This window comes from Paraburkholderia sp. (assembly GCF_004298475.1).
Taxonomy (GTDB): domain Bacteria; phylum Pseudomonadota; class Gammaproteobacteria; order Burkholderiales; family Burkholderiaceae; genus Paraburkholderia; species Paraburkholderia denitrificans.
Genome location: NZ_SCRP01000015.1, coordinates 102943 through 128690, shown reverse-complemented (window position 1 = coordinate 128690; position 25748 = coordinate 102943). Strand labels below are relative to the sequence as shown.

Annotated in this window: 19 protein-coding genes and 4 pseudogenes; 9 read left to right on the top strand and 14 right to left on the bottom strand. The window is 66.0% G+C overall.

What is annotated here, in order from left to right:
* Positions 1–3 precede the first annotated feature (3 nt).
* Entirely contained in the window at positions 4–450 is a 447-nt protein-coding gene (locus EPN59_RS09025; protein WP_293039360.1) for an SRPBCC family protein, read from the bottom strand.
* Between the two features lie 218 nt (positions 451–668).
* Between EPN59_RS09025 and EPN59_RS09020 the strand changes: the two genes are divergently transcribed.
* The 5 genes and pseudogenes from EPN59_RS09020 to EPN59_RS09000 all read left to right on the top strand — a co-directional run bounded on the left by EPN59_RS09020 (position 669) and on the right by EPN59_RS09000 (position 5068).
* Positions 669–962 (top strand): hypothetical protein, encoded by a 294-nt coding sequence (locus EPN59_RS09020; protein WP_293039357.1) that lies wholly within the window; start codon positions 669–671, stop codon positions 960–962.
* A gap of 194 nt (positions 963–1156) precedes the next feature.
* Positions 1157–1426, top strand: a pseudogene (locus EPN59_RS09015) (DUF2239 family protein); the annotation flags it as partial.
* Between the two features lie 2 nt (positions 1427–1428).
* Positions 1429–1539 (top strand): annotated as a pseudogene (locus EPN59_RS09010) (transposase); the annotation flags it as partial.
* 317 nt (positions 1540–1856) lie between these two features.
* Entirely contained in the window at positions 1857–3161 is a 1305-nt protein-coding gene (locus EPN59_RS09005; protein ID WP_293039354.1) for a solute carrier family 23 protein, read from the top strand.
* 629 nt (positions 3162–3790) lie between these two features.
* Positions 3791–5068 (top strand): EAL domain-containing protein, encoded by a 1278-nt coding sequence (locus EPN59_RS09000; protein ID WP_293039351.1) that lies wholly within the window; start codon positions 3791–3793, stop codon positions 5066–5068.
* A gap of 92 nt (positions 5069–5160) precedes the next feature.
* Here EPN59_RS09000 and EPN59_RS08995 read toward each other — a convergent pair whose 3' ends face one another.
* The 9 genes and pseudogenes from EPN59_RS08995 to EPN59_RS08955 all read right to left on the bottom strand — a co-directional run bounded on the left by EPN59_RS08995 (position 5161) and on the right by EPN59_RS08955 (position 17921).
* Positions 5161–8784, bottom strand: a complete 3624-nt coding sequence (locus tag EPN59_RS08995; RefSeq protein ID WP_293039348.1) for an indolepyruvate ferredoxin oxidoreductase family protein — start codon at positions 8782–8784, stop codon at positions 5161–5163.
* A gap of 308 nt (positions 8785–9092) precedes the next feature.
* Positions 9093–9941, bottom strand: coding sequence for an ion channel (locus EPN59_RS08990; protein ID WP_293039387.1), 849 nt, complete (start codon positions 9939–9941; stop codon positions 9093–9095).
* A 242-nt stretch (positions 9942–10183) separates the two neighbouring features.
* Complete coding sequence (locus EPN59_RS08985; protein WP_293039345.1) at positions 10184–10429, bottom strand: hypothetical protein; 246 nt, start codon at positions 10427–10429, stop codon at positions 10184–10186.
* Positions 10430–10533: 104 nt separating this feature from the next.
* A complete protein-coding gene (locus EPN59_RS08980) occupies positions 10534–10755 on the bottom strand; it encodes a hypothetical protein (protein ID WP_293039343.1) in 222 nt (73 codons plus the stop codon).
* 197 nt (positions 10756–10952) lie between these two features.
* Positions 10953–11915, bottom strand: a complete 963-nt coding sequence (locus tag EPN59_RS08975; RefSeq protein ID WP_293039340.1) for a carbohydrate kinase — start codon at positions 11913–11915, stop codon at positions 10953–10955.
* Positions 11912–13279, bottom strand: coding sequence for an AGE family epimerase/isomerase (locus EPN59_RS08970; RefSeq protein ID WP_293039337.1), 1368 nt, complete (start codon positions 13277–13279; stop codon positions 11912–11914). The genes EPN59_RS08975 and EPN59_RS08970 overlap by 4 nt, the downstream gene beginning before the upstream one ends.
* A gap of 308 nt (positions 13280–13587) precedes the next feature.
* Positions 13588–14562, bottom strand: a pseudogene (locus EPN59_RS08965) (LacI family DNA-binding transcriptional regulator); the annotation flags it as partial.
* 232 nt (positions 14563–14794) lie between these two features.
* Positions 14795–16633 (bottom strand): phosphodiesterase, encoded by a 1839-nt coding sequence (locus EPN59_RS08960; RefSeq protein WP_293039334.1) that lies wholly within the window; start codon positions 16631–16633, stop codon positions 14795–14797.
* A 241-nt stretch (positions 16634–16874) separates the two neighbouring features.
* Positions 16875–17921, bottom strand: a complete 1047-nt coding sequence (locus EPN59_RS08955) for a bile acid:sodium symporter family protein (RefSeq protein WP_293039331.1) — start codon at positions 17919–17921, stop codon at positions 16875–16877.
* A gap of 608 nt (positions 17922–18529) precedes the next feature.
* On the opposite strand from EPN59_RS08955, the pseudogene EPN59_RS08950 reads away from it, so the two are divergent.
* From EPN59_RS08950 to EPN59_RS08940, 3 genes and pseudogenes are all read left to right on the top strand, one after another.
* Positions 18530–18709: pseudogene (locus EPN59_RS08950) on the top strand (hypothetical protein); the annotation flags it as partial.
* 576 nt (positions 18710–19285) lie between these two features.
* Positions 19286–20389 carry a porin gene (locus EPN59_RS08945; RefSeq protein ID WP_293045901.1) on the top strand — a complete coding sequence of 368 codons (1104 nt, stop codon included), beginning with the start codon at positions 19286–19288 and terminating at the stop codon, positions 20387–20389.
* A 203-nt stretch (positions 20390–20592) separates the two neighbouring features.
* The gene (locus EPN59_RS08940) at positions 20593–21528 is read left to right on the top strand and encodes a LysR family transcriptional regulator (protein WP_293039325.1); all 936 of its coding nucleotides are present in this window, start codon (positions 20593–20595) and stop codon (positions 21526–21528) included.
* Between the two features lie 142 nt (positions 21529–21670).
* Here EPN59_RS08940 and EPN59_RS08935 read toward each other — a convergent pair whose 3' ends face one another.
* On the bottom strand, positions 21671–22630 hold the full coding sequence (locus tag EPN59_RS08935) for a nitronate monooxygenase family protein (RefSeq protein WP_293039322.1): 960 nt from the start codon (positions 22628–22630) through the stop codon (positions 21671–21673).
* 216 nt (positions 22631–22846) lie between these two features.
* Between EPN59_RS08935 and EPN59_RS08930 the strand changes: the two genes are divergently transcribed.
* Positions 22847–23740, top strand: coding sequence for an alpha/beta hydrolase (locus EPN59_RS08930; RefSeq protein WP_293039319.1), 894 nt, complete (start codon positions 22847–22849; stop codon positions 23738–23740).
* Between the two features lie 410 nt (positions 23741–24150).
* On the opposite strand, the gene EPN59_RS08925 is transcribed toward EPN59_RS08930, so the two are convergent.
* The 3 genes from EPN59_RS08925 to EPN59_RS08915 are packed head-to-tail and all read right to left on the bottom strand — an operon-like array spanning position 24151 to position 25747.
* Positions 24151–25083, bottom strand: a complete 933-nt coding sequence (locus tag EPN59_RS08925) for an MBL fold metallo-hydrolase (RefSeq protein ID WP_293039316.1) — start codon at positions 25081–25083, stop codon at positions 24151–24153.
* Positions 25080–25514 (bottom strand): MaoC family dehydratase, encoded by a 435-nt coding sequence (locus EPN59_RS08920; protein WP_293039313.1) that lies wholly within the window; start codon positions 25512–25514, stop codon positions 25080–25082. The genes EPN59_RS08925 and EPN59_RS08920 overlap by 4 nt, the downstream gene beginning before the upstream one ends.
* On the bottom strand, positions 25511–25747 hold the full coding sequence (locus EPN59_RS08915; protein ID WP_293039310.1) for a DUF1289 domain-containing protein: 237 nt from the start codon (positions 25745–25747) through the stop codon (positions 25511–25513). The genes EPN59_RS08920 and EPN59_RS08915 overlap by 4 nt, the downstream gene beginning before the upstream one ends.
* Between the last annotated feature and the right edge of the window lies 1 nt (position 25748).

The following is a 25748-nucleotide window of genomic DNA, read 5'->3' as shown; positions in this document are numbered from 1 at the left end:
AAATCACCCCTTAATCTCCGCCTCGACCAACAAACCCAGCAACAAAAGCGACTCCTGCCACCCAAGATAGCAAGCCTCGGCGGGAATCACCTCTGGAACGCCTCGCTGCACGACGCTCACCTCGGTTCCGCAAAACACCTCTTGCAGCACCACAGTCGTCTCCATCGCACCGGGCAGATTCGGGTTGTCGAAGACGCCGCTGTACCGGATCTGCGCATTGGGCACCAGTTCCAGATATTCCCCGCTAAACGAGTGCTTCTCGCTCGTCGCGAAGTTCCTGAAAGACATCCGATACCGTCCACCGACCTTCGCCTCAAGCTGATGCACGGTCGCGACGAAGCCGTTCGGCGCAAGCCATTTGACGAGCGCATCGGGGTCTAAAAAGGCGCGATAGAGGCGCTCGGGTGGGCAACGGAGCACGCGATGCAGCCGGATCGTGTGAGTAGCCATAGTGGACTCCAGAAGGACGAGGACATCTCCCAATCCTAGATGACAACTGCGAGGCGACAAGTGCCCGACGACAAGCGCACCGAACAGCGAACTCCTGCTGACGACCCGCCCCCGCCATCCTCCCGGCGATGGCATAAACTTCCCGCATCGGCCCGCCGCACTATCCGCTAGCGGGCCCGAGTCGAAGCCGCCTGGCAGCGCGGCAAACGGAGGCCGTCATGTCCGGTCCGCAAGCGCTTTTCCGGAAGTTCGATTACGAGGGGTTCGAGATCCATGTCGCGCCGGCTCCGGCGGACGATGGCAGCAACCGCTACACCTACACCGCCTATGTCTGCCACCCGGGCGCCGATCCGGCCTTGGCCGGCCACACGGTGCCCTATCATCCGGGCGGCGACGAAACGTTCCGCACCGAAGAAGAGGCAACCGAAGAGGCGGTTTCCGTGGGGCACAGCATCGTCGACGGCACGCATCCGGATCTCTCGGTGCTGTCGCTTGTGACTCACGGTTTCTAGGCGCGCAGCCGCAGGCATTCGCTTTCATCGAGGGGTGCCGCGTCCCGCGCGCACCGCACAACCGCGCAACGAACGTCCCGCGTGCCGGGTTACGCTCGATGCGCGTTTGGCGCGCGTTGCGCCGGGCAGGCCGCCGTCCACGCCGCCGCCGCCATTCCTTCCCGCCGGTTCCGGGAGTCAAGGCTCGCCATGCCATGTTGGCCCGCCGCCCGATCCTCGCATTGATCGCTGCCATCGCGCTTGCCGCTTTCGTGAAGCTGATCACCGCGTGGGTCATGCAGCAGATGCGTCGCGACGCGCTCGCGCAGGCGCAGGCGCGGCCTACAACATCGCGTTGCTCTTCGAGCGCGACACGGAGCGAGGTGACGCTCCTGCCGCGTCACTGTGAATGGCTCGGCGTGCAGCCGGGCGGTGCGTCGGTCGTGCTGCGCCGGCTCGTCGACGAGGCGCGCCATGCGAGCGAGGCGAAGGGATTAACAACACCATCAAGGTCATCAAGCGCAGAGCTTACGGGTACCGCGACGAGGAATACTTCTTCCTCAAGATCCGCGCCGCGTTCCCCGGTAATCCGCGATGAACCAAAAAAAACCGCTCAAGCCGGGAAGCGTGAGCGGGAAGTCGGAGAGTTTATTGCTAACGACCGCTACATGATGAGGGTGTTACTCGGTCACGCAGCGAAACCAGTGTATCTGCCGCATCGCACCAAACCTATCGGATGAGTCTGAAAGTCTGCGCCGAAGTGAGGCGGCCGCGTGTTTGCCACGGCTTGCCACGCGCACTCCCGCTCCGTACACTCGCGCCTGATTTTTAACGAGATAACCCGCCGGACCACGCGGGCGCATCGTATAACCCGAAGGCAACAACAGCAGACCACGCCGACAAGAGGAGCCCCAGATGTCCGATTCTTATTTCCCCCGCTGGCGCGATGCGTCGAGCGGCGCGAGGAGCGTTGTTGCCCCCGACGAGCGCCTGCCCTGGCCGCAGATGTTCGCGATGGGCGTGCAGCACGTGGTCGCGATGTTCGGCTCGACCGTGCTCGCGCCGCTGCTGATGGGATTTGACCCGAATCTGTGCATTTTCATGTCCGGCATCGGCACGCTGTTGTTCTTCGTCGTGGTGGGCGGCCGTGTGCCGAGCTATCTCGGGTCGAGCTTTGCGTTCATCGGGCTCGTGATCGCCATCACGGGCTATAGCGGGCACGGGCCGAATCCGAACATTCCGGTCGCGCTCGGCGGCATCATCGCGTGCGGCGCGGTCTACGCCGTGATCGGGTTGATCGTGTCGGCGGTCGGCACGAAGTGGATCGAGACGCTGATGCCGCCTGTCGTCACCGGCGCGATCGTCTGCGTGATCGGCCTGAATCTCGCGCCCATCGCCGTGAAGGGCGTGAGCGGCTCGCAGTTCGATTCGTGGATGGCGCTCATGACCGTCGTCTGCGTGGGCGGCGTCGCGGTGTTTACGCGCGGCATGCTGCAGCGTCTTCTGATTCTCGTCGGCCTGATGGTTGCCTACGTGATCTACGCAATCGTCACGAACGGCATGGGCCTCGGCAAGCCGGTCGATTTTGCGATCGTCGGCAACGCCGCCTGGTTCGGCATGCCGAAGTTCGGCGCGCCCGTGTTCGATGCGCACGCAATGACCCTGCTCATGCCGGTCGCCGTGATTCTCGTGGCCGAAAACCTCGGTCACATCAAGGCCGTTTCCGCGATGACGGGCGTGAACCTCGACCGCTATATCGGCCGCGCGTTCATCGGCGACGGACTGGCCACGATGGTTTCGGGTTTCGCCGGCGGCACGGGCGTCACCACCTATGCCGAGAATATCGGCGTGATGGCCGTCACCAAAATCTACTCGACGCTCGTGTTCGTGGTCGCCGCGCTGATCGCAATCGTGCTCGGTTTCTCGCCGAAGTTCGGCGCCGTGATCCAGACGATTCCGGGTCCGGTGCTCGGCGGCGTGTCGATCGTCGTGTTCGGCCTGATCGCCGTGACCGGCGCGCGCATCTGGGTCGTCAACAAGGTCGATTTCTCCGATAACCGCAACCTCATCGTCGCCGCCGTCACGCTCGTGCTCGGCGCAGGCGATTTTTCGCTGAAGCTCGGCGCATTCGGGCTGGGCGGCATCGGCACCGCGACGTTCGGTTCGATCATTCTCTACGCGCTGCTGCGCCGCAAGCCCGTCCAGCAAGCATCGGTCTGACGCCTGCATGCCGCGCCCGCACCTGTGGCGCGCGGCTGCGGCGGCAATGAAAGCGGCCTACGTGCCGCTTTTTTTTCGCCCGTGTTTCCGATGGACGCTGCCAGCCGACCTCGGCGAGCGCCGCAGTGTGCGCACTGCGTTAAAGCACCATCACGGACACACGCCACACAATGGCGCACGATTGCGCCACCAGGAAGCGCAGAATAAGAACCGTGAATACGGTTTCCAGCGATCAGGCGAAGGATCAGGCGAAGGCGGATGAGCCGCTGCGTCCGGTCGCGGCGGCACAGGGTGGCGCCCGGCGGCTGTCGTGCGGATGAGCGGGGAATTAGTAGGAAGAATCCGGCGCGCGGCAGCGAGGCCGCCACGGCGCGACGCACGCGCATCGCCCTTGCATGAATGTGGTGCGCGGCGTGCCCGTTCGCGGCGCACGCGCGCCGCGCGTGACGTGCGTACCGTGCGTGATGTGCGTGACATCAGGCACGCGCGCTTCAACGCATGCGACGTTCGCGCGCCAACGCGCACGATCCTTGCTTTTCGCAGCTTGTGACGCAATGAATCAGGCCGGCGGTCATCGCGCGCGCGAACCTCGCGCGCACGCCGGCGACGATCTCGCGCGAGAGGAACGCATGGGCGCAGAGCAACAGGACAAAACGGCCGTCGCGCCGCACGGCTTCAATATGAGCGTCACCTCGGGGCTGCAGCGCTACAGCGCGCCCTACGGCGACCTCGCGCTGACGAGCGTGTTCCAGCCGGTCTTCAGCCTTTCGCACATGCGGGCGATCGGCTACGAAGGGCTGTTGCGCGCGCATGACGCGCTCGACCGGCCGGTTCCCCCGCTCGACGTGTTCGGCGAGGCGGCGCGCATCGGCGAAGTCCTGCAACTGGATCGTCTTGCGCAGCTCCTGCATCTGGAAAATTTCAGGCTGCTGGGCGCCGAGCGCGAATGGCTTTTCCTCAATGTGCATCCGGGCACGCTCACCGAGCCGTATCACACGGCGGCGCTGCTCGCGAACCTGCAGCGGCTCGATTTGCCGCCGCGCCGCATCGTGCTCGAAGTGCTCGAAGAGCAGGCCACCGATCTCGACGCACTCGCGCGCGCCATCGTGTCGTTGCGCGAGCGCGGCTTTCTCATCGCGCTCGACGACTTCGGTGCGGGCAACGTCGATATCGGCCGCGTGTGGCAGCTCAATCCCGACATCGTGAAGCTCGACCGCATCATGCTGCTGCACGCCGCGCATCGGGCGGACATGGCGGCGACGCTGCCCGCCCTCGTCGCGCTTCTGCACGAAGCGGGCAAGCTCGTGCTGGTCGAGGGCGTCGAAACCGAGCAGGAGGCGCAGCTCGCGCTCTCGTGCAATGCGGACTTCGTGCAGGGGTTTTTCTTCGCGCGTCCGGCGCCGGGTCTCGCCGATGCGGCGCAGACGCGAGCGGTGATCGCCGAGGCAACGGAGCGTTTTCGCTCGCAGACCGAGGCGCGCGAGCGCGGCACGGCGAGCCGGCTGGCGCCCTATGTGCGCGCGTTCGAGCGCGCGGCGGAGCGGCTTGGCGCGGGCGAGCCGATGGAGGAGGTGTGCTGGAATTTCCTCGGGCTCACGCATGCGGCGCGCTGTTTCCTGCTCGATGCGAACGGACGGCAGGCCGAACGCAACGTCGTGCTGCGCGTCGACCGCGCGCAGCACGACGCGCGCTTCTTGCCGCTCGACGAGGCGCAGGGCGCGAACTGGCTGCGGCGTCCGTATTTTCGCGCGGCGCTGGCGGCGCCAGGGCGCGTGCATGTCACGGCGCCGTATCTGTCGATTACCGAGGCCCTGCCGTGCGTGACGCTTTCGATGGCGGTGCACGTCGGCGCGCGGCTGTGCGTGCTGTGCGGCGACGTCGACTGGATTTCCGACGAACCGGAGTGAACGAACCGAATTGAACGAATCGTGCACAACAAAGCAAACGGGCGGCCAGCGCAGCCGCCCGTTTTGCGCTTGTTGCACTTACGCCGTGCGCGTTACTTCGCGACGACCACCGGAATGCCGCGCAGCGCGCCCGCGCCCTTGAATGAATCGAGCGCTTCCTGCACGACCGCGCTCGTCTTCGCATCGAGTTGCAGATGGGCCGCGAGCTCGCGCTCGGCGCGCTTGACCGCCGCGAGGTTCGCAAGCTTCACATGGCCGTAGCCGCGCACGCGTTCGTAGAGGCCCGCGAGCGTAGCGATATCGGCAGCGTTGTGTGCATCGAGACGCGCGAGCGCAACGCGCAGCGTTGCCTCGTAGTCGTCGGCGAGCGCGCGTTCCATGCGGCGCTCAAGCGTGTGGCCAAACACATCGAGCCACGTTCCGCGCACGCCGCGTCCCTTCGAGAGCACCGCAAGCACGCGCCACAGCCACGGGCCGATTTGCATCTTGCGCGGCGCTTCACCGTGCTTTGCGCGCGCGATCAGCGGCGGCGCCATGTTGAACTTCACGGTGAAGTCGCGGCCCGCCGTGCCTTCGAACTGCGCTTCGAGCGCGGCGCGGAAAGCGGGATCGGTGTAGAGCCGCGCGACTTCGTATTCGTCCTTCACCGCGAGCAGGCGATAGAACGTCGTCGCGACGGCGCGTGCAAGCGCCTGGTCCACGCTCTTGTCGGCGGCACGCGCAGCATCGGCGAGCGCGCGAAAGCGCCGGGCGTACCGCGCCCCGCCATACGCGACGAGACGCGCTTCGCGATCGGCGATCAGTTCGTCGAGCGTGTGCGTGCGCTTCGGCTCCGCGACGCGCTTGTGTTGCGTGTCGAGCGTTTCGAGTGTTTCCAGCGCGGCGGGGTCCGCTGCGGCGAGACGGCCAATCGAAAGTGCAAGCAGGTTCGCGGGCACGGCCACGTTGTTCAGTTCGATCGCACGCGTGAGCGCCGCGAGCGAAACCGGCACGAGGCCGAGTTGCCATGCAAAGCCGAGCATCAGGATGTTCGCGCCGATCGTGTCGCCGAGAAAACGTTGCGCGAGCCCCTGCGCGTCGCATGTCGAAAGCGGGTCTTGCGCGCCGCTGTTCGCGCGGGGCAAGCCGCCCGTCGCGGCGTGGCGCATCTTCGCGAGCAGCGCGTCGGCGTGCAGGTTCGCATCGGGGTTCTGCACGAACGACGCGTTCGGAATCGCGTGCGTGTTCACGACGATGCGCGTGCGGTCGTGGCGCACGGTCTGGAGCGCGTCGGCGCTTGCGGCCACAACCATGTCGCAGGCGAGCAGCAGGTCGGCCTGCTGCGTGTCGATGCGGACCTGGTTGAGCAAGGCGTCGGTTGCGGCGAAGCGCACGAACGAGAGCACCGCACCGCCTTTTTGCGCGAAGCCCATGAAATCGAGCACCGACGCGCTCTTGCCTTCCAGATGCGCGGCCATGCTGATGAGCGCGCCCACGGTCACGACGCCGGTGCCGCCCACGCCGGTCACGAGAATGTCGTACGGCGCGTCCTCGAGCGGCGTCTGCGGCACGGGCAGCGCATTCACGCGCGCGGCGAGCGCCTGCGGATCGAACGTTGCGCCTGCAGCCTTCCTGAGCTTGCCGTGTTCCACCGTCACGAAGCTCGGACAGAAGCCGTTCACGCACGAGTAGTCCTTGTTGCACGACGACTGGTCGATGCGGCGCTTGCGGCCGAGTTCGGTTTCGACCGGCTCGACCGAGAGGCAATTCGACTGCACGCCGCAATCGCCGCAGCCTTCGCACACGGCCTCGTTGATGAAGAGCCGCTTGTCCGGATCGGGGAACTCGCCTTTCTTGCGGCGGCGGCGTTTTTCGGCGGCGCAGGTCTGGTCGTAGATCAGCACGGTGACACCGGGGATGTCGCGCAGTTCGCGCTGCACGGCATCGAGTTCACGGCGATGATGGAACGTCGTGCCTTTCGGGAAGAGGCCGTGATGACCGTCGTATTTCTCGGGCTCGTCGCTCACGACGACGAAGCGCGAAACGCCTTCGGCCTCCACCTGGCGCGCGATCTGCGGCACCGAAATGCTGCCGTCCACCGGCTGCCCGCCCGTCATCGCAACAGCGTCGTTGTAGAGGATCTTGTAGGTGATGTTGGCGTTCACCGCGACAGCCTGGCGAATCGCGAGGATGCCTGAATGAAAATAGGTGCCGTCGCCGAGATTCTGGAAGACGTGGCGCGTGTTCGTGAACATCGAGTGCGCAGCCCAGTCCACGCCTTCGCCGCCCATCTGGATGAGGCCGGTCGTGTCGCGCTCCATCCATGAGGCCATGAAGTGACAGCCGATTCCCGCCTGCGCGATCGACCCCTCCGGCACCTTCGTCGAGGTGTTGTGCGGACAGCCCGAGCAGAAGTAGGGCGTGCGGCGCACGGCGTCGGCTTCGTTGGAGAGGATCTGCGGCGCGACGAGATCGACCACGCGGTCGCGCCGGTCGAGTGCGGGCTTGTGCCGCGCGAGCCACGCGGCGAACACGGGCAGGATGCGCGATGGGCGCAGTTCGCCGAGTTCGGAGAGCTGGGCGGTGCCGTCAACGGCTGCTTTGCCGGTGATGGCCGGACGCGCGCCAGCCGTGCGATTGTAGAGATAGTCCTTGATCTGCTGCTCGACCACGGGGCCTTTCTCTTCGATCACGAGCACGTCGGTCAGGCCCGCGACGAAGGCGTCGATGCGCGACATCTCCAGCGGAAACGAGAGCCCCACCTTGTAGATGCGCACGCCCGCGGCGTCGAGATCGGTCACCGAGAGGTCGAGGCGGCGCAGCGCCTCCATCAGATCCAGATGGGCCTTGCCGCAGGTGACGATGCCGATGTTCGCGTGCGGGCTCGGTGCAATCCATTTGTCGATGCTGTTGGCGCGCGCGAAGTGGCGCACGGCGTCGAGTTTGGCGGCGAGCCGCGCTTCGATGGCGAGGCTCGGCAGATCGGGCCAGCGGTTGTGCAGGCCGCCGGGCGGCGGCGCGAAGCCTGCGGGCGCGGGCCAGTCGGTGCGGATCGCATCGAGATCGACGGTCGAGCCCGACTCGACGGTTTCCGAAATCGCCTTGAGACCCACCCAGGCGCCCGAGTAGCGCGACAGCGCCCAGCCGTAGAGGCCGAATTCGAGCAGGTCGGCGATGTTCGACGGATTCACGATGGGCATGTGCCACGCGATCATGGCGAAGTCGCTCTGATGCGGCATCGACGACGAAACGCAGCCGTGATCGTCGCCCGCGACCACGAGCACGCCGCCGTGCGGCGACGAGCCGTAGGCGTTGCCGTGCTTGAGCGCGTCGCCTGCGCGGTCCACGCCGGGGCCTTTGCCGTACCACATCGCGAAGACGCCTTCGACGGTGCGCTCGGGATCGGCTTCGACGCGCTGCGTGCCGAGCACGGCGGTGCCGCCCAGTTCTTCGTTGATGGCCGGGAGGAAGCGCACGCCGGCGGCGTCGAGGAGCTTTTGCGCGCGCCACGCCTGCAGGTCGACCATGCCGAGCGGCGAGCCGCGATAGCCGCTGATGAAGCCCGCGGTGTTCAGGCCGCGGGCTTTGTCGACGGCGTGCTGCATCAGTGCGAGACGGATCAGCGCCTGGGTGCCGGTGAGAAAGATGCGGCCGCGCGTGGCGGTGAGGTTGTCGCTCAGACGGTAGTCGGCGAGAGGCGGGGGCGAAGCATCGCCGAACGCGGGGCGGGCGTTCATGGTGGAGTCTCCTTTTCGATCGCAGCGGGTGCTGTCGACCCGACCGATCCTGCGCACGGCTTGTTATCGCGGCGGCGCGCCCGGCGTGCGGTGCGCGTCGCAAGAGACTCTATTTTTTAGCGCCGATAACGGAAATATTTTGCTAACTGACCTCGCGCGCGCGGTGCATGCGCGAGATGCTTCGCGTGCCGCGCCGCTTTTGAGAGAGATTTTGCAAGGCCGCCGGGCCGGCGCGCGCCCACCGCTTTCACCGCTCAGACCGCTCAGACCGCTCAGACCGCTCAGACCGCTCAGACCGCTCAGACCGCTCAGACCGGCTGCGAACTCTGCGCGGCCGGGCCGTCGTACGGCTCGATGTCGTGAAAGTGCCGGTAGTCGATGTGGCTCACGCCGTCGACGTCGTAAAGCATGTCGACGTAGCGGTGCTGCCAGCGGATCTGGCTGTCCGACCAGCTATGGCGCGCCTGCATGATTTGCGCGGTCGATTCGTCGGAGCCTTCGATCATCGCGAGGATCGAAGCATGCTGGCGTGCGAGCGACTCGGGCGTTTCGCCGAAGAGCGGACTCGATTCGTCGATCACGTGCATGAGGTTCCAGCCGAGCGAGAAGATGGGATGCTGGTCGCGCACGAGCTTGAGGTCGTGGATGCGGCGCGCGGAATAGCCATCCGATGTGGTTTCGAAGCGCATGAGCCGCAGCTTCGCGCCCGCTTCGGCGATCACGTTCTGGCGCGCGTTGGCGGCGCGCGCCATGAGCGTCGTGCGGCCCTCGATGGGATGCACGACCACCTCGCGCGCGAACATGATCTTCGCGCGCGGACGCGAGAAGCGCGCGAATACGAGCCCGGTGGACAGCGCGATGCCCGACATGCCGATGAAGATCTCCAGCGTCGCCACAGCGTGCGCATAGAGCGTTTGCGGGTGCATGTCGCCGTAACCGACTGTCGCGAGCGTTTCGACGCTGAAGAAAAACGCGCCGCCGAAGCCGCTCGGGTACTGGTTGGCGATGGGCGCGGTGCCAAGCAGGTAGAGGCACGCGAAGAGCGCGTTGAGGACGAGGAACAGACCGGCGAGCGACGCGAAGAAGGTGGGCCAGCGCATGGTGAGCGCGCTGTGATAGAAATCGCGCCAGCCAGGCGACGGCATGCCGTGCACCATGATCTCGCGGCCGCCGATGAACAGTGTGCGCGGCGTGACGCGTGCGGACCGCGAGGGCTGGCCGGTCTGCCGGGCGGCTTGATTCGCGGTGCGCTGCTGCGGCTCGGACGTCATGGCGTTCCCTTCGAACTCGAAATGGGAGAAAGCCTAGCAACGCCGGACGGACAGGACAAGCCCGCGAGCCGCAGCGCCGCGCCTCACGCGCTTCGCGCGGGCGGCGCAGGCGCGGCAAAAGCACGGGCTCAGGGAAAGTTGTGCGGCTTCGGTATGCCCGCGCCTTGTTCGATATCGGCGATGGCCTGGCGGCGCGCGGCATCGACGGCCTGAGTGGGCGCGTCGAACCCCGCGTTGCCGCCGATGGTGACCCACTGCTGCACGGGTTTGTCGCGGTGCGTGATCTGGTATTCGGCGTCCCAGCGCGCGCCCTGCAGTTGCAGCGGATGAACGTGGATGGCGTAGACGCCGTAGAGAAAGAGCTGTTCGGCCATGATCGCCTCCAGCCGGATTACCGGTGATTCAGCCCGAACGTGAGGCAGCAGTCTGCTATTGGTTTGAGGTTGGTTTGCTGCGTGTTCCCTGCGCGTTCGCGGCCTTACAGTTCGAGCTCGCCGAGGATGCGATGTGCGAGCGCCTTGGCCTCTTCGAGCGCTTCTTCGGGCGTGCCCGATGCGCTTTCCACTTCGTAGACGGCGTTTTCGAGTGCCTCGCCGTCGTCGCGGGCCAGAGCGACCAGACCCTGGTACAGCCCGCCGTCCATGGGCCGCGTTGTGGCGACTGCCGTGTAGATCCCCTTGGTGTAGGTCACTTCTTCCATAGCGCGCTCCCGGTGGAAGGAAAGACCGTCCCGGCGTGGAGCCGGGAGGTAGCTTCCATGCTAGCACTTTGCCCGCGCGATTGCGGGGCACGGGTGTGTCAGCGGCGCTTCAGTTTCGTGTCAGCCGCAAGCGGGCCAGCCGCGCGAACCGTACGAACCGCGCGGTGCATGCGGTGCATGCGGTGCATGCACGTCGCTCAGTCGGCAAGCAGCGCCACCACTTCGTCGAGTGTCGGCGAATGCGCGCCCGGGCGACGGCAGGCCGCCGCACCGGCTGCGAGCGCGAAGCCCAGATGCTGGCGCCACGAGCGCTGCGGCGCGCTCATCAGGCTGAAGAGCAGCCCGCCGATCGAGGCATCGCCCGCGCCCACCGTGTCCGCTACCTCCACACGCGGCGGCGCGGCTTCGATGACCTCGTCGCCAGCAAAGAGCGTGGCCGCTTGCGCGCCGCGCGTCACCAGCAGCGTGGCGGCCGGATTGAGCGCGCGCATCGCCGCGATTGCTTCCGCTTCGCCAAGGCCCGGGAACAGCATCCGCAGATCCTCGTCGGAGACCTTGATGAGGTCGGCGAGCGCGGCCATGCGGCGCAGGATCGGCTCGTAGCCGTGCGCCATCAGGCTGCGGCAGTTCGGATCGAAGCTGATCTTCACGCCTGCGCCGCGCAGTTCGGCGGCGAGCGTGGCGAGCGTTTCGCCAAGCGGCTGGCGCACGAGGCTGATGCCGCCGAAGTGCGCCCACTTCGCGTTCGCGCGCCATCCTGCGGGCAACCGGGCGGGATCGAAGGCGAGGTCGGCGCTCTGCTCGCCGATGAAGTAGTAAGCGGGCGGATGCGTCCGATGCACGATCGCGAGCAGCGGCGCACGCTCGACGCGCTGCATGAAGCGCATGTCGAGGCCCGCGGCGACGCTCGCGTTCCAGAGTTCGTCGGAGAAATTGTCGGTGCCGAGCGCGCCCGCGCAGGCTGTCGGCAGGCCGAGCCGCGCGACCGCGCGCGCGACGTTCCAGCCCGCGCCGCCCGGATGCGCTCGCCATTGCGAACCGGCGTGCGAAGGCGCGCCGTCCGGTGTGTCGGTGCGCACGAGATCGGTGAGGATGTCGCCGGCCGAGATGAAGGCCGGAAAACCTGAAGAGAAGTCGGGGCCCATGCTGCAGGTGCTCATCGTGTGGCTCCTTCATGCTGTGTATCGCCGCCTGCCGCCGGTTGCAGCGGCGCGTGCGCACGCGCGCCGTTGCGGTCGATGGCAGGCGCCACGCCGCGTCCCGGCAGCGCGTTGAGCGTCTCGTAGCAGGCGCCCATCGTGTGATAGTCGGTCTTGCCCGCCGGGCTCTTTTCGTCGCCGTACTTGCGGTTGTCGCACGTGAGGATGCGGTACCACGCACCGTAGCGGTGATCGACGAAGTGCGTCCAGCTATAGCGCCACAGTTCGTCGTACCAGTCCCAGAAGCGCTCGGCGCCCGTGCGCTTCGCAAGCAGCGCGGCGGTCGCGATGGTCTCCGCCTGCACCCAGAAGTACTTGTCGTGATCGCAGACCGTGCCGTCCGGGCCGAACCCGTAGTAGAGCCCGCCGTGGTCGTCGTCCCATGCCTGCGTCATCGCCGCGTCGAAGAGTTCGATCGCGCGCGGCAGCAGCCACGGCAGCGGACGATGCCGCTCGAGAATCAGCAGCAGCTTGGCCCACTCCGTCTGGTGTCCCGGCTGGAAGCCCCACGGCCGGAAGATGTTCGAACTGTCCTCTTCGTTGTAGTGCCAGTCCACCGACCAGTCCGCGTGAAAGTGCTCCCACACGAGCCCTTGCGAGAGCTTCGCCTGGCGCAGCGTGAGGTTCGACGCAACACGCTCCGCGCGGTCGAGATAGACGAGATGGCCCGTTGCCTCGTAGGCCGCGAGCAGCGCCTCGGTCGCGTGCATGTTCGCGTTCTGGCCGCGATAGCGCGACACGATCCAGCCAGCGCTTGCTTCGTCGGCGTAGAGACCCGCGGCGGCGTCCCAGAAGCGGTGATCCATCAACTCGAACGTCGCGCCGATCATCGGACGCGCTTCCTCGATGCCCGCCATCGCCGCATGCGAATACGCGAGCAGCACGAACGCGAGGCCGTAGCAGTGGCGCGTGGCGTCGAGCGTGCGCTTCTTGCCGTCGCGCCAGTCGATCTCCCAGTCGTAGCCTTCGTGCTGCGGGTCCCAGTGCGCTTCGCGCAGGAACTGCAGGCCGTGGCGCGCGTACTGCAGATACAGCGGATCGCCGAACTCGCGATACGCCATCGCATAGTTGAAGACGAAACGGCAACTGCTCACGAGATGGCGCGAATGCGCGTTGTAGACCGAGCCGTCGTCGCGGAAGTAGTGGTGAAAACCGCCCGTCGGGTCGAACACGTTCGGCGCGTAAAAGCGCAGCGTGTCCTCGACGTGCGAGAGCAGGAACGTGCGGTCGCGGAAATTCCCCGTTGCAGGCGCGGTGGCAAGCGGCGCGCCCGCGGGTTCGGTGCCGGGCTGGGCGGGGCAGACGGTATCGGTGAGCTTCGTCATGGCTTTTCCATCGAGGCTTGGGCTGGGCTTCAGCGTGACTTCGGCGCGGTTGCGGCCGTATGCACGGTCGCGCTGCGCGAGGGCGGCGCGATGGCGGCGCCAGCTTCGGCTTGCGCATTGGCGTTGCGTGCTGCGTTGCTTGCGGCGGTGAGGGTGAGCGAGGCGTCCGGCGTGGCGGCGTGCTGCGCCGTCTGCATCGTCTGCTGTTCGCGTGAATGTTCGCTTGAGCGTTCGCCTTGCAGCGCTGCTGCGGTTTTTGCGCCGCGCGAACCGCCGCTCGCGCGGGCAGCGTCCGGGCCCGTCTCGCCGGTCGTGCTGCCGCGCGCGATCAGTTGCACCGGCAGGCTGATTTCGGTGACGGCGGGCGCTTCTTCGAGCAGCAATTCGACGCCGCGCTGCCCGAGCCCTTCCTTGTCGACGGCGACCGTCGAGAGCGACGGCACCGCGTGCGCTGCGCCCGCGATGTCGTCGAAACCGACAATGGCCACGTCCTCGGGCACGCGCAGGCCGCGCGCCAGGCACACGCGCATGGCGGCGAGCGCGGCGGCGTCGTTGTAGGCGAACACGGCGTCGGGCGGCGCGCCGCGCGTGGCGTCGAGCAGACGCTCCATCGCACGCGCCGCGCCGGTATCGGGATCGAGCCCGGCGTCGATCGTCACTTCGAGCGACGGGTCGAACAGCAGCCCCGCTTCGAAAAACGCGCGCCGGTAGCCGAGCGCGCGCTGCGCGATGCTGAAGTGCGCGAGCGATCCGCCGATGAACGCCACGCGCCGCCGTCCCATCTCGAACAGGTGTTGCATCGCGAGCGCGGCGCCCGCGAGGTTGTCGATGTTCACGGAGCGCAGGCCCTGCGCCCACAGGTCGATCAGCACGAGCGGGCGCTGCAGGCCGACGAGCGCAGCGAGCATCTCCGGCTCGACGAAGCCCGCCACGGCGATGGCGTCGGGCGCGTGCATGCGAAGTTGCTGGATGGTGTCGTCGGCGGGGCCGGCGGTCAGCAGCGCGGGCACGATGCCGTGCTCGCGGCAGGCGTTCTCGACGCCGTGCAGCACGTGCGAGAAAAACGGACTCGCCGCGAAGTTGTTGTGCTGGCGGTGCAGCAGGAACGTGAGCCGGCGAATGCGCGGGCGCAACTGGCCGCAGTCGTAGCCGAGCGAGCGCGCGACTTCCACGATGCGCGCGCGCGTGGATTCGGAGAGACCCGACTGGTTTTTAAGTGCGCGCGAGACCGTGCCGATCGATACGTTGGCTGCCTGCGCGATGTCGCGAATGGTTGTCCCCATGGCTCCTGGCGGGCGGCGCGCCACGGCGCCGCGCGGTGAAGAACAGGTGTGGGGGCGATTGTATAGTAAAAATTTGGATAAACGACTTTGTATACGCGTAGTAAAACCCCGGAAATACCCGGATATAAGGCCAAAAATGTAAATTTACATGTTTACTAAAAATAGCTAAACACGTGCGGCTGGCGTTGTTTGCAGCGAGGCGAAACGCAAAATACGAAATGTGAAACGCGCTTCAGCCCGCCATCGCCGCAGCTTCGCCCGGCACGGGCTGCAGCGCCATGCAGTTGCAGCCGTCGATCACCACGAGGCCCGTGGCTTCCTGCTTTGCCCGGCGTTTGGCGATGGCCGCGAGCGATGCAATCCCCTCGCTGCTGTGTTGCGCGCCGCTGCCGGGTGCAACGTACACGCAGCCGATCGCCATCGTCACGAAGCTGAAGAAGGTGGGATTGCCCTGGCGGTCTTCGCCGCGAATCCCGCCCGCGAGCCGGTCTTCCTGAGCGTAGTAGCGCCGCGCGCCCGCGTTGAAGGCCTCGATCGCGCGTTGCGCGCGTTCGAACCACGTCTCGCTCTGGAACAGGATCAGGAAGTCGTCGCCGCCCACGTGGCCGAGGAAGTCGCGAGTCGGGTCGCAGGTTTCGGCGAGCACCTTCGCCGCGAACTTCAGCACTTCGTCGCCGCGCCAGTAGCCGTATTGATCGTTGAACGGCTTGAACTGGTTCAGATCGACGTAGCACGCGTGGAAGCCCGCATCGTTCGAGATCAGCCGCTCGATGTGCGACGTCAGCGGAATGTTGCCCGGCAGGAACGTGAGCGGATTCGCGTAGCGCGCGGCCTGGATGCGCACCTCGGTGACGGCGCGTACGAGGCTTTCGCCGGTGCCGAGCCCGGCGTAGCGGCCGTTGTCGGTGATGATGAAACCGTCGGCGAGATAGCGCTGGTCGTCGCTCGCGAGCAGCGTCGCCATCTGCTCGACGGTCATCGACTGCTCGATCAGCACCGGCGATGCGTTGGCAAATTGCAGACAGGCTTTCTTGCCGAACAGCTCGCGGTGATAGGGCAGCGCGTAGCGGTCCATGAACGCGCGCCGGTTGACGAGCGCGATCGGCATTTCGCCCTCGACTACGGCGAGCGCGTGCAGTTCGGGCTGGCGGTTGAAGAGTGCGAGCACATCGTTGTTGGTGGCGCGGCGCTGGACCGCGGGTGCGTGCACGATCATCTTCGCCGCGGGTGCGCCGCTCGCCTGCGTCGTCGCCGCGCGGCGCGCGGCTTCGGGAAACACGGCGATGTGGTTCGCGCGGATCGCCTCGCGCGCGGCTTGCGTAATCGCGCGCGCAGGCGGGTTTTCGGGGCGGCCGAAGAAATAGCCCTGGCCGCTGCCGATGCCCATGTCGCGCAGCACGATCAGATCGGCTTCGCTTTCGATGCCCTCGGCCACGAGCCGCGCGCCGCTCGCCTGCGCGAAGTGGTGCATCACGCGCACGGCCTGGAACTTCATGGCGTTGCTCGCGATGCCGTCGATGAAAAAGCGGTCGATCTTCACGACATCCGGCTGCAGGCGCACCCACAGGTTCATGCTCGCGTTCGCGGTGCGGTAGTCGTCGAGCGCGAATTGCGCGCCGGCTGCGCGCAGGGCATCGACGACGCCCGTAAATTCGCTGAAGTTGTCGATGGCGCTCTGCTCGGTCAGTTCGATCACGACGCGGCGGGCGTCGAGCGTGCCGTCGAAGAGCGCGGCGGCGTCGCGGCCGCCGTCGGTGAGGCGGTGCAGCGCGTCGGCGCTGAAGTTCAGGAACAGCTTGCTCTCGCCGCCGAATTGCGCGAATACGTCGATGCAGATGCGCGCCGCCGCATGTTCGAGCGTGGTCGTGCAGCGCTGTTCGTGCGCGTGCGCGAAGAGCGCCGCGGGCGATTCGAGCGGCGATCCGGCGGGGCCGCGGATCAGCCCCTCGTAGCCGAGGATCATGCCGTCCTCGAAACAGACGATCGGCTGAAAAACAGCGCGCAGATGGCGCCCTGCGATTAAATCGGCGATGCCGGTCGGAATGGGAGGCGGGGCTGCGCGAACAGACATGGGAGAACCGTTGCAGGCAATGACGACACGCTTAACGGCAGCAAGGTGCTGGAATTAAGTGAATTTTTGGTGACAGGGGGGCGCAATCGTTAGCGCGCCTAAACGCGCGACGGCAGGCGGAAAGATGCGCGCGCGGGAGCTTCGCCGCAAAGAACGGGGTGGCGAAAGCACGAGTGAAAGAGGAAAGAAAGAGAACTGCGCGCCGCCTGCCCGTGAAGCGCGCATGACGAACGCGTGTGGTTTATCGCCGCGCCACGGCCTGCGAGCGCTCGCTGCTGCCCACGCGCGATTCGTCGCCCGCTTGCGCATCGCGCTCGCGGCTCATATCGCGCGCACCCCAGCGTTGCGCGAGCGCCGCGCACACCATCAGCTGGATCTGGTGAAACAGCATGAGCGGCAAAACGATTGCGCCGACTGCATTCGACGCGAAAATCACCTTCGCCATCGGCACGCCCGCCGCAAGACTCTTCTTGGAGCCGCAGAAGATGATCGTGATCTGGTCGGTGCGCGAAAAGCCGAGCTTCCTGCTCGTGAACATCGTCGTGCCGAGCGCGAGCGCGAGCAGCACCGCATTCACGACGAAGAGGCCGCCCAGCGCCGAAAGCGGAATGTGATGCCAGAGCCCTTCGTTGACGGCTTCGCTGAACGCGCCGTAAACGACGAGCAGGATCGAACCCTGGTCGACGAACTTGAGCATGCCGATATTGCGCCCGATCCAGCGGCCGATCACGGGGCGCAGCAATTGCCCCGCGATGAAGGGCACGAGCAGTTGCAGCACGATGTTCCAGATCGTGTGCCAGGCGGAACCGCCGCGCGCGCTCTGGTTCGTGACGATGAGGCTCACGAGCGCGGGCGTGACGAAGATGCCGATCAGGCTCGATGCGGAGGCGCTGCACACGGCGGCGGGCACGTTGCCGCGCGCAATCGACGTGAAGGCGATGGACGACTGGACTGTGGAGGGCAGCGTGCAGAGGAACAGCACGCCCGCGTAGAGCGCAGGCGTGACGAGCGGCGAGAGGACCGGCTTGAGGACGACGCCGAACACCGGAAACACGATGAAGGTGCTCGCCAGCACGACGAGATGGAGACGCCAGTGCGTTGCGCCCGCGATGATCGCTTCGCGCGAGAGCTTCGCGCCGTGCAGGAAGAACAGCAGGCCGACGGCGAAATTGGTGAGCCAGTTAAACGGTGTGGCGGCCGCGCCGCGCACCGGCAAAAAGCTCGCGACGATCACGGTGGCGATCAGGCTCAGCGTGAAGTTATCGGGAAGGTATTTCGGACGGGCCATCTGACAATCTCGGGGGCGCAACGGCGCGGCGCGGAGCCAGGACATCCAGGGTCCAGGACGATGCAGGACGAGGTAGGACCAGGTAGGACGACGCGCCGCAGGTCAACGGGAACCCTATTGTCTCCGCAGGCCGATTGAAATAGCAAATTCATTTAAAGAATCAACGCGTTCTTTCGGCATATGAATGGTGCGCCGCGATAATCGGCCGGATATCACGAAACCCGTGCCAGGCGGTCTTAAAAAGTCAAAAAACCGTGCAGTAACACGGTGTTACAACCCTTCCGGTGGCATAACACTTTTAGGCTCGACACCTTTTCAGGTCGCCCATAAATTAGCTCAAAGGGTATTTGTGCCCGCGATGGTGGCAAGCGTCGCGCATCATGCGGGCGGACACCAGGTTTGGCCCGCCACGGCCCGAGTGGCGGAATTTCAAGCGTAACGTCGGGCAGGCGATCGACATAATGCACGCAGGGTGGTCACGACTGGGACGGTTGGCCTTTGGGGCGGGATTGACGGCGCTCGCCGTATTCGCCGCATTCGCCCCCGTGCAGCCTGCGTATGCGGCGCACGGCGGCGGCTTTGGCGGCTACGGCAACGGTCCGATTACGCCGGTCAGTGCACAGACGCGTTCCGTGCCGCATCCGCCGGCCGACTCGCCGGTGCGCGCGGGTTCGATCCGCGAAGACGTGGCGCGCTATAACGAGGAGCGCGGCGCGTTCCGCCCCGTGCAGCAGCGCAGTGGCGGCGAGGCGCCGCGTCCGCCGATGCCTTCGCCGTATCGCAACTAGCCACGAGCGGCTGCGATCGGCTGCAAGCGGCTGCGATTAGTTGTACCTCCCAACGTTTTCCCCCTCGTCAATCGCCTTCCACGTTCGTCGTCTGACCTGCTTTTCCGGCTGGCGGGCGACGCATATCGTTGCATCCGCACCAGTTGCGTCCGGCCTCGACGACTCATTCGTCCTCGTGCGGCAAATGGTCCACTCTGACGTGCGGATACCACACTCCGACAGAAAGCGCTCGCCCGCGTAACCGATTTGTCATCAAATCTCGGCTTCGCTACGGCGGCGCGTCAATCGCAATCCCCAGCACCCCGAAAAAGTCCCCGTCGACCCGGCTCGAAAGCCCGGCGACGCACAAGCTGCAACGCAGCACAAAGAGACGCCCGGGCGGGTCAGGCGGCATTCGCAGACGTACAAACCAACCGTTTCGCCCGACAGGCGCTAACCGCTAATTTCTGGGACGGCACACAGGGTCCGTGAAGATGAACCGGACCGGGGATAGCCATGTCTGCAATCGGCGCAAAGCCGGGGTTTGCGCGCGCCACGAGCCACGAATTACCCCAATTTGCAAAGACAGGAGATCACATGACCACCACCGTTAGCCGCGCGCTGCGCACCGCGCTCAAGGCGAGCGCGTTCGCTGCCGTGCTTGCCGCCGCTTCTTCGCCGGCGTTTGCGCAATCGGGCGTTCAGCTCTACGGTCAGGTCGACGAATGGGTCGGGGTCACGAAGTTTCCGGGCGGCAATGCTGCGACAAACGTCGGCGGCGGCGGCATGTCGACGTCGTACTGGGGCATGAAGGGTGCGGAAGATCTCGGTGGCGGCTATAAGGCGATCTTCACGCTCGAAAGCTTCTTTCGTGCGCAAAACGGCCAGGACGGCCGCTTCCAGGGCGACACGTTCTTCGCCCGCAACGCCTACGTCGGCATCGAGTCGCCGTACGGCACGGTTACGGCCGGCCGCCTGACCACGCACCTGTTCATCTCGACGATTCTGTTCAACCCGCTCGTCGACTCGTACACGTTCTCGCCGATGGTGTACCACGTGTTCCTCGGCCTCTCGACGTTCCCCACCTACAAGACCGACCAGGGCGTGGTGGGCGATTCGGGCTGGGACAACGCCGTCCAGTATTCGACGCCTGACTTCAACGGCCTCTCGGGCTCGGTGATGTACGCGCTCGGCAATACGGCGGGCGACAACCGCTCGAAGAAGTGGAGCGCGCAGGGCCTGTATTTCCACGGCCCGTTCGCCGCGACGGCCGTGTATCAGTACGTGAACTTCAACAACAAGCCGGGCGACATCGGCGGCATTTCGGCTTCGCCTTCCGGCGAGCCGACGCTCGGCCTGAAGAGCCAGGGCGTGGCCCAGGTCGGCGTGTCGTACGACCTCAAGTACCTGAAGCTGTTCGGCCAGTACATGTATACGGCGAACACGCAGCAGATCGGCAACTGGCACGTGAACACGGCGCAGGGCGGCGTGTCGGTGCCGGCGGGCACGGGCACGGTGATGGCCTCGTACGTGTACTCGCGCGACACCGGCGGCCTGAACCAGACGCACCAGACCGCGGTGCTCGGCTACGACTACCCGCTCTCGAAGCGCACCGACGTCTACGCGGCGTACATGTACGACCACTTCGACAACATGTCGTCGGGCATGACGTACGGCGCGGGCATCCGCGCGAAGTTCTAGGCCGCAGCGCTTTCGGGCGTGCCGCAACGCAAAACCCCGTGCACCCCGTGCTGCTCGCAGCGCGGGGTTTTTGCAATTCCGGGCCACTGTGCGCGTTGGGCGTTGGGTATTGGGCATTGCGCACCGGCAATTGATAAATCGCGCACAATGGCGGCGATTGATTCCTGCTGTTTTCCGATAACTCACCGATACGGACACGCGCGATGGATACCCTCGTCAGCATGAACGTGTTCCGCCAGGTCGTCGAAGCGGGGAGCTTCGTCGGCGCGGCCGAGCGCATGAACATGTCCGCGGCGATGGCGAGCAAGCACGTCGCGCACCTCGAACAGCAACTGGGCGCGCGGCTGCTCAACCGCACGACGCGGCGCGTCGTGCTCACCGAGGCGGGCCGCGAATACTACGAGCGTCTTGCGCTCGCGCTCACCGAACTCGACGAAGCCGGCCAGGCCGTGGGCGCCGCGAGCGTCGTGCCGCAGGGGCGGCTGCGCGTGTCGTCGCTGACCGCATTCGGGCTGCGGCACGTGATGGGCGCGGTCGCGGATTACGCCGCAGGCTTTCCGCAGGTCACCGTCGACATCACGCTATCGGATCGCGTCGTCGAACTCATCGACGAAGGTTTCGACGTCGCGATCCGCGCGTCGCCCTCCGGGCTCAAGTCGTCGTCGCTGATCGCGCGGCCGCTCGCGACCGCGCACATCGTGCTGTGCGCGTCGCCCGAGTATCTGCGGCAGCACGGCGTGCCGAAGAGCGTCGCCGATCTGGCCCGGCACGACTTCGTGCATTACGCGGGCGCGTCGGCGCTGGAGCTTGCGCCGTTCCCGGAAGGCGGCGCGCGCGCGAAACCGCGCGGCAACCTGATCGTCAACCACCTCGAAGCGCTGCGCGTGGTCCTGCTGCAGGGCGGCGGGCTGTCGATGCTGGGCACGGAGGTGATCGGCGACGACATCGCCGAAGGCCGTCTCGTGCCGCTGCTCGTCGATGAACTGCCGCCGCGCGAGCTGCCCATTTACGCGGTCTACGCGAGCCGTCGTCATCTCTCGGCGAAGGTGCGCTCGTTCGTCGATTTCCTCGCGGAGCGTTTCGCCGGTCGCGGATTGTGGCCCGGCGTCGAAGCGATACGCGCGGCGGCGGCTTCGTAGCCGGGGCGCTCGCCGCCGTGGTTGCTGCTGCGGCGGCTGCTGCCGCTGCCCGGCGGCGCGGCGACCCGGCGGCCCGGCGACCCGGCGACCCGGCGACCCGGCGGCCCGGCGACCCGGCGACCCGGCGACCCGGCGCGAACCGTCAGCGTCCCATGCCGAGCCGGGTGCGCGTGTCGTCGTACTCGCGCTTGAGCCGCGCGACAAGCTCGGCGACCGATGGGATATCGTCCATCAGTCCCACGCCCTGGCCCGCGCCCCAGACGTCCTTCCATGCTTTCGCCTTGTCGCCCGCGAAGTTCATCTTCGATTTGTCCGATTCGGGCAGCGCGTCCGGGTCGAGCCCCGCGTTGACGATGCTCTCGCGGATGTAGTTGCCATGCACGCCGGTGAAGAGGTTCGTATAGACGATGTCGGCGGCTTTTGCTTCGAGGATCGCGTGCTTGTACGCCTCCACCGCGTGCGCTTCGCGGGTGGCGATGAAGCGCGTGCCCATGTAGGCGAGGTCCGCGCCCATCGCCTGCGCGGCGAGAATCGAGCCGCCGTTGGCGATGGCGCCGGACAGCACGATCGGCCCGTCGAACAGGCGTCGCGTTTCGCCCACGAGCGCGAATGGCGAGGTCGTGCCCGCGTGGCCGCCCGCGCCCGCCGCGACGAGGATCAGCCCGTCGACGCCCGCTTCGAGCGCCTTCGCCGCGTGGCGCAGATTGATGACGTCGTGCAGCACGATGCCGCCGTAGCCGTGCACGGCGTCGATGATCTCGCGCGCCGGTGCGCGCAGGCTCGTGATGAAGATGGGCACCTTGTGCTCGATGCACACGCGCACGTCGTGTTCGAGGCGCGCGTTCGACTGATGGACGATCTGGTTCACGGCAATCGGCCCGATCGTCGCGTTGGGGTTCGCGGCCTGCCAGGCGGCGAGTTCGGTCTGGATCTGCGTGAGCCAGGCGTCGAGCTGCTCGGCGGGGCGCGCGTTGAGCGCCGGGAACGAACCGACGATGCCGGCTTTGCACTGCGCGAGCACGAGTTCGGGATAGCTGACGATGAACATCGGCGAGCCGACGACGGGCAGCGACAGGTTTTGCAGGACGGCGGGCAATGCCATGACGTGAGTCTCCTTATGCGGCGCGCGGACGGCCTTAACGACAATCACGAAACGATCGTTCGATTATAGGAGTGCGACGGTACGGCCTGCACGGGGCGACCGTACGCGGCTTTTGAGCAAGTGTTCGGTTTCTACTCGGGCAGTATGGAAATTACGCTGGCGCGCAGCGCACGCCTCCTACAATGTGACACGTCCAATTCAAACAAGAGAGGGGACATGCCGTTCGAAGCATTCACGCCCTTTACCGTCGGTACGGCGAGCGGTATCGACATCCACGGCGTCAAGGGCGGTGAGGGGCCGCCGCTGCTGCTGCTGCACGGCCATCCGCAGACCCATATGATCTGGCATCGCTGCGCCGACGAACTCGCGCGGCACTTCACCGTGATCGCGACGGATCTGCGCGGCTACGGCGCATCGTCGAAGCCGCAGGGCGACCCGGAGCATGTGACGTATTCGAAGCGCGCGATGGCCGCCGATCAGGTGGCGGTGATGCGCCACTTCGGTTACGAGCGGTTTCTCGTCTGCGCGCACGATCGCGGCGCGCGCGTCGCGCATCGCATGGCGCTCGATCATGCGGATGCCGTCGAGCGTCTGATGCTGCTCGACATCGCGCCCACGCTCGCGATGTACGAACAAACCGACCGCACGTTCGCGACACTGTATTTCCACTGGTTCTTCCTGATCCAGCCCGCGCCGCTGCCTGAAACGCTGATCGGCCAGAACACCGACGTTTACATCGAACGCACGATGGGCAATCGTCACGCGGGGCTCGCGCCGTTTGCGCCCGAGGCGCTCGATGCCTATCGCGCTGCGCTGCGCGCGCCCGGCGCGGTGCATGCGATCTGCGAGGACTACCGTGCGTCCGCAACGATCGACCTCGAACACGACCGCGCCGATCTCGAACGCGGTCACAAAGTATCGTGCCCGCTGCGCGTGCTGTGGGGCGAGGAGGGGGCAATCGAGCGCTGCTTCGACCCGCTCGACGAATGGCGCAAGGTGGCGCGCGACGTGAGCGGGCGCGCGCTGGCGTGCGGCCACTACATCCCCGAGGAAGCGGGTACGGAACTCGTGAGCGAGATGCTTGCGTTTTTCGAGGCGACCGAGCGCTGAGAGCGCGTCGCCTCTTCGTTCACGCGAGCGGCAGCGGGCGTGAATCCGGGCTGGCGGATCGTGTTGCAACGCGCAAGGGTCGGTCCCGGTTTCGCTAAAAATTGATTCGGATCGCGAATCGAGGATCGGGGTGCGTCATGTTGTCCATGCAATGCGAGACGTTTCTTGATTTACGTCAGCCGCCTTTAGGGAAATTACCTACTCGGCATGCTTCTTTGCGCGGGTATGATAACTTCATAGTTTGATCACGTCGGTAAACGATGCTCACGCTCGCCCAGCAATGGACGAGCGTTTTTTTTATTGTGCTTCGTAAAATAGCGGTCGATTGCCGGCCCGCCGCAATCCGTTCGCCTGTTGTGCGAACAACTATTGCTGCACATTCCCCGGCCGTCTTCGCTGAAGCTTCTCGCCTAATCCACGGTCATGCGTGCGTCGATCCGCTCGCCGTCCAGCACGAGCGCGCCGCCCTTCGCGAGTTCGCCAGCCAGTTCACGAAGGAGCGCAGGCCATGCGGCTTGCGGCGCAAGCTGCCGAGCCGCCGCGCGCATGGCCGAAGCATGCGCGAGCATCGCCTCCAGCGCGGTGAATGTCATCGAGCGCACTTCGAGCAGCTTGAATACGACGAGCACTTTCAACGCGTTGCGTGCATTGCGCGCAGGATCGGCGCGTAGCCACGCGAGTCGCGAGAATGCCCGTTCGAGTGCCGCATCGACATTCGAGAACGGTGCGCCGTGGCCCGGAATCACGATATTCACATCGAGCTTCGCAATCGCTTCGAGCACCGCTTGCTGCTCGGCGAAACCGCTTTCGCCATCGAGTTCGGGAAAGATCACGCCGAAGCCGTTTTCCCAAAGCGCGTCGGCGCTGATCAAAAGGCGCGGTTGCGCGGCGTAGAGCATCACCGAATCGGGATCGTGACCCGGTGCGCCAATCACCTCCCACTCGAAACCGCCGAGCACAAGACGCTCACCCGGCGCGAGCGTGCCGGTGAAACCGAAGCGATGGCAGGTCTGTCCAGTCGCGAGAAACGAGAGGCGTGCCTCGTCCCACTCGCGCACGGCGCGTGCGCTGCGCGCCGGGATCAGCGTTTCGCACGGCCACGCGGCTTGCAGTTGCGCGTTGCCGCCGCAGTGATCGGAATGCAGATGCGTATTGACGACGAGATCGAGCGGGCGCGCGCCCAACGCGCGCTCGACGAGCGCGACGGTCTGTGCCGCGTGCGTCGCGTAGCCGGTATCGACAATCGCGGCGCGCGCGTCGTCGACGAGCAGCACGTTATTCGACGAAAGCCAGCCGCGCTCGAACACGCGGATCGACGGCGGAAGTTGTGTGCTGGCGCTCATGGTTTCGGCATGACGAGAATTGTTGCGCTGGCGACGATAACGGGTTCGCCATCCTGATTGACCGCCGTGCCCGCAAGTTTGACGAGGTCGCCATTCAGACTCTGCTTCCACCACGCTTCTTCGACGCGCCATTCGAACGTGAGCACGTCGTGCGCGTAGGTTGCGCGCTTGAGCTTGATGTCGAACTCGAGGCCGAGCGGTTGTGCGTAGGTCGAGAAATGCGTCGCAAGCAGCGCCATGAAATGGGCGGTGGGCTGCGTGCCCGATGCGATCAGTCCGCCGAAGCGGCTTTCACGTGCATAAGCGTCGTCGTGATGCAGCGGGTTCAGATCGCCAACGAGTGTGGCAAACGACTTCACCGAATCGGGCGAGAGCGCGAGCGTCGAGCGGCAGGTTTCGCCGTGCTTCACGACCCTGGGCGGCGCGTTCATTGCGCACCTTCTTCGCTTGCGGGTGCGGCGTCGAAGCGTTGCGCGATCCACTGCGCGTGACGCGTTTCGATGGCGTTCCAGACCGCGCGCTTCGCCTCGTCATCGAGCGTGGACCACGCCGCAATTTCGTCGATGGTGCGCAGGCAACCTTCGCACAGGCCGCTCACCTCGCTCATGCGGCAGATGTTGATGCACGGCGAGGCCGTTGTACCGGCAGCGGAATGCGCCGTCATG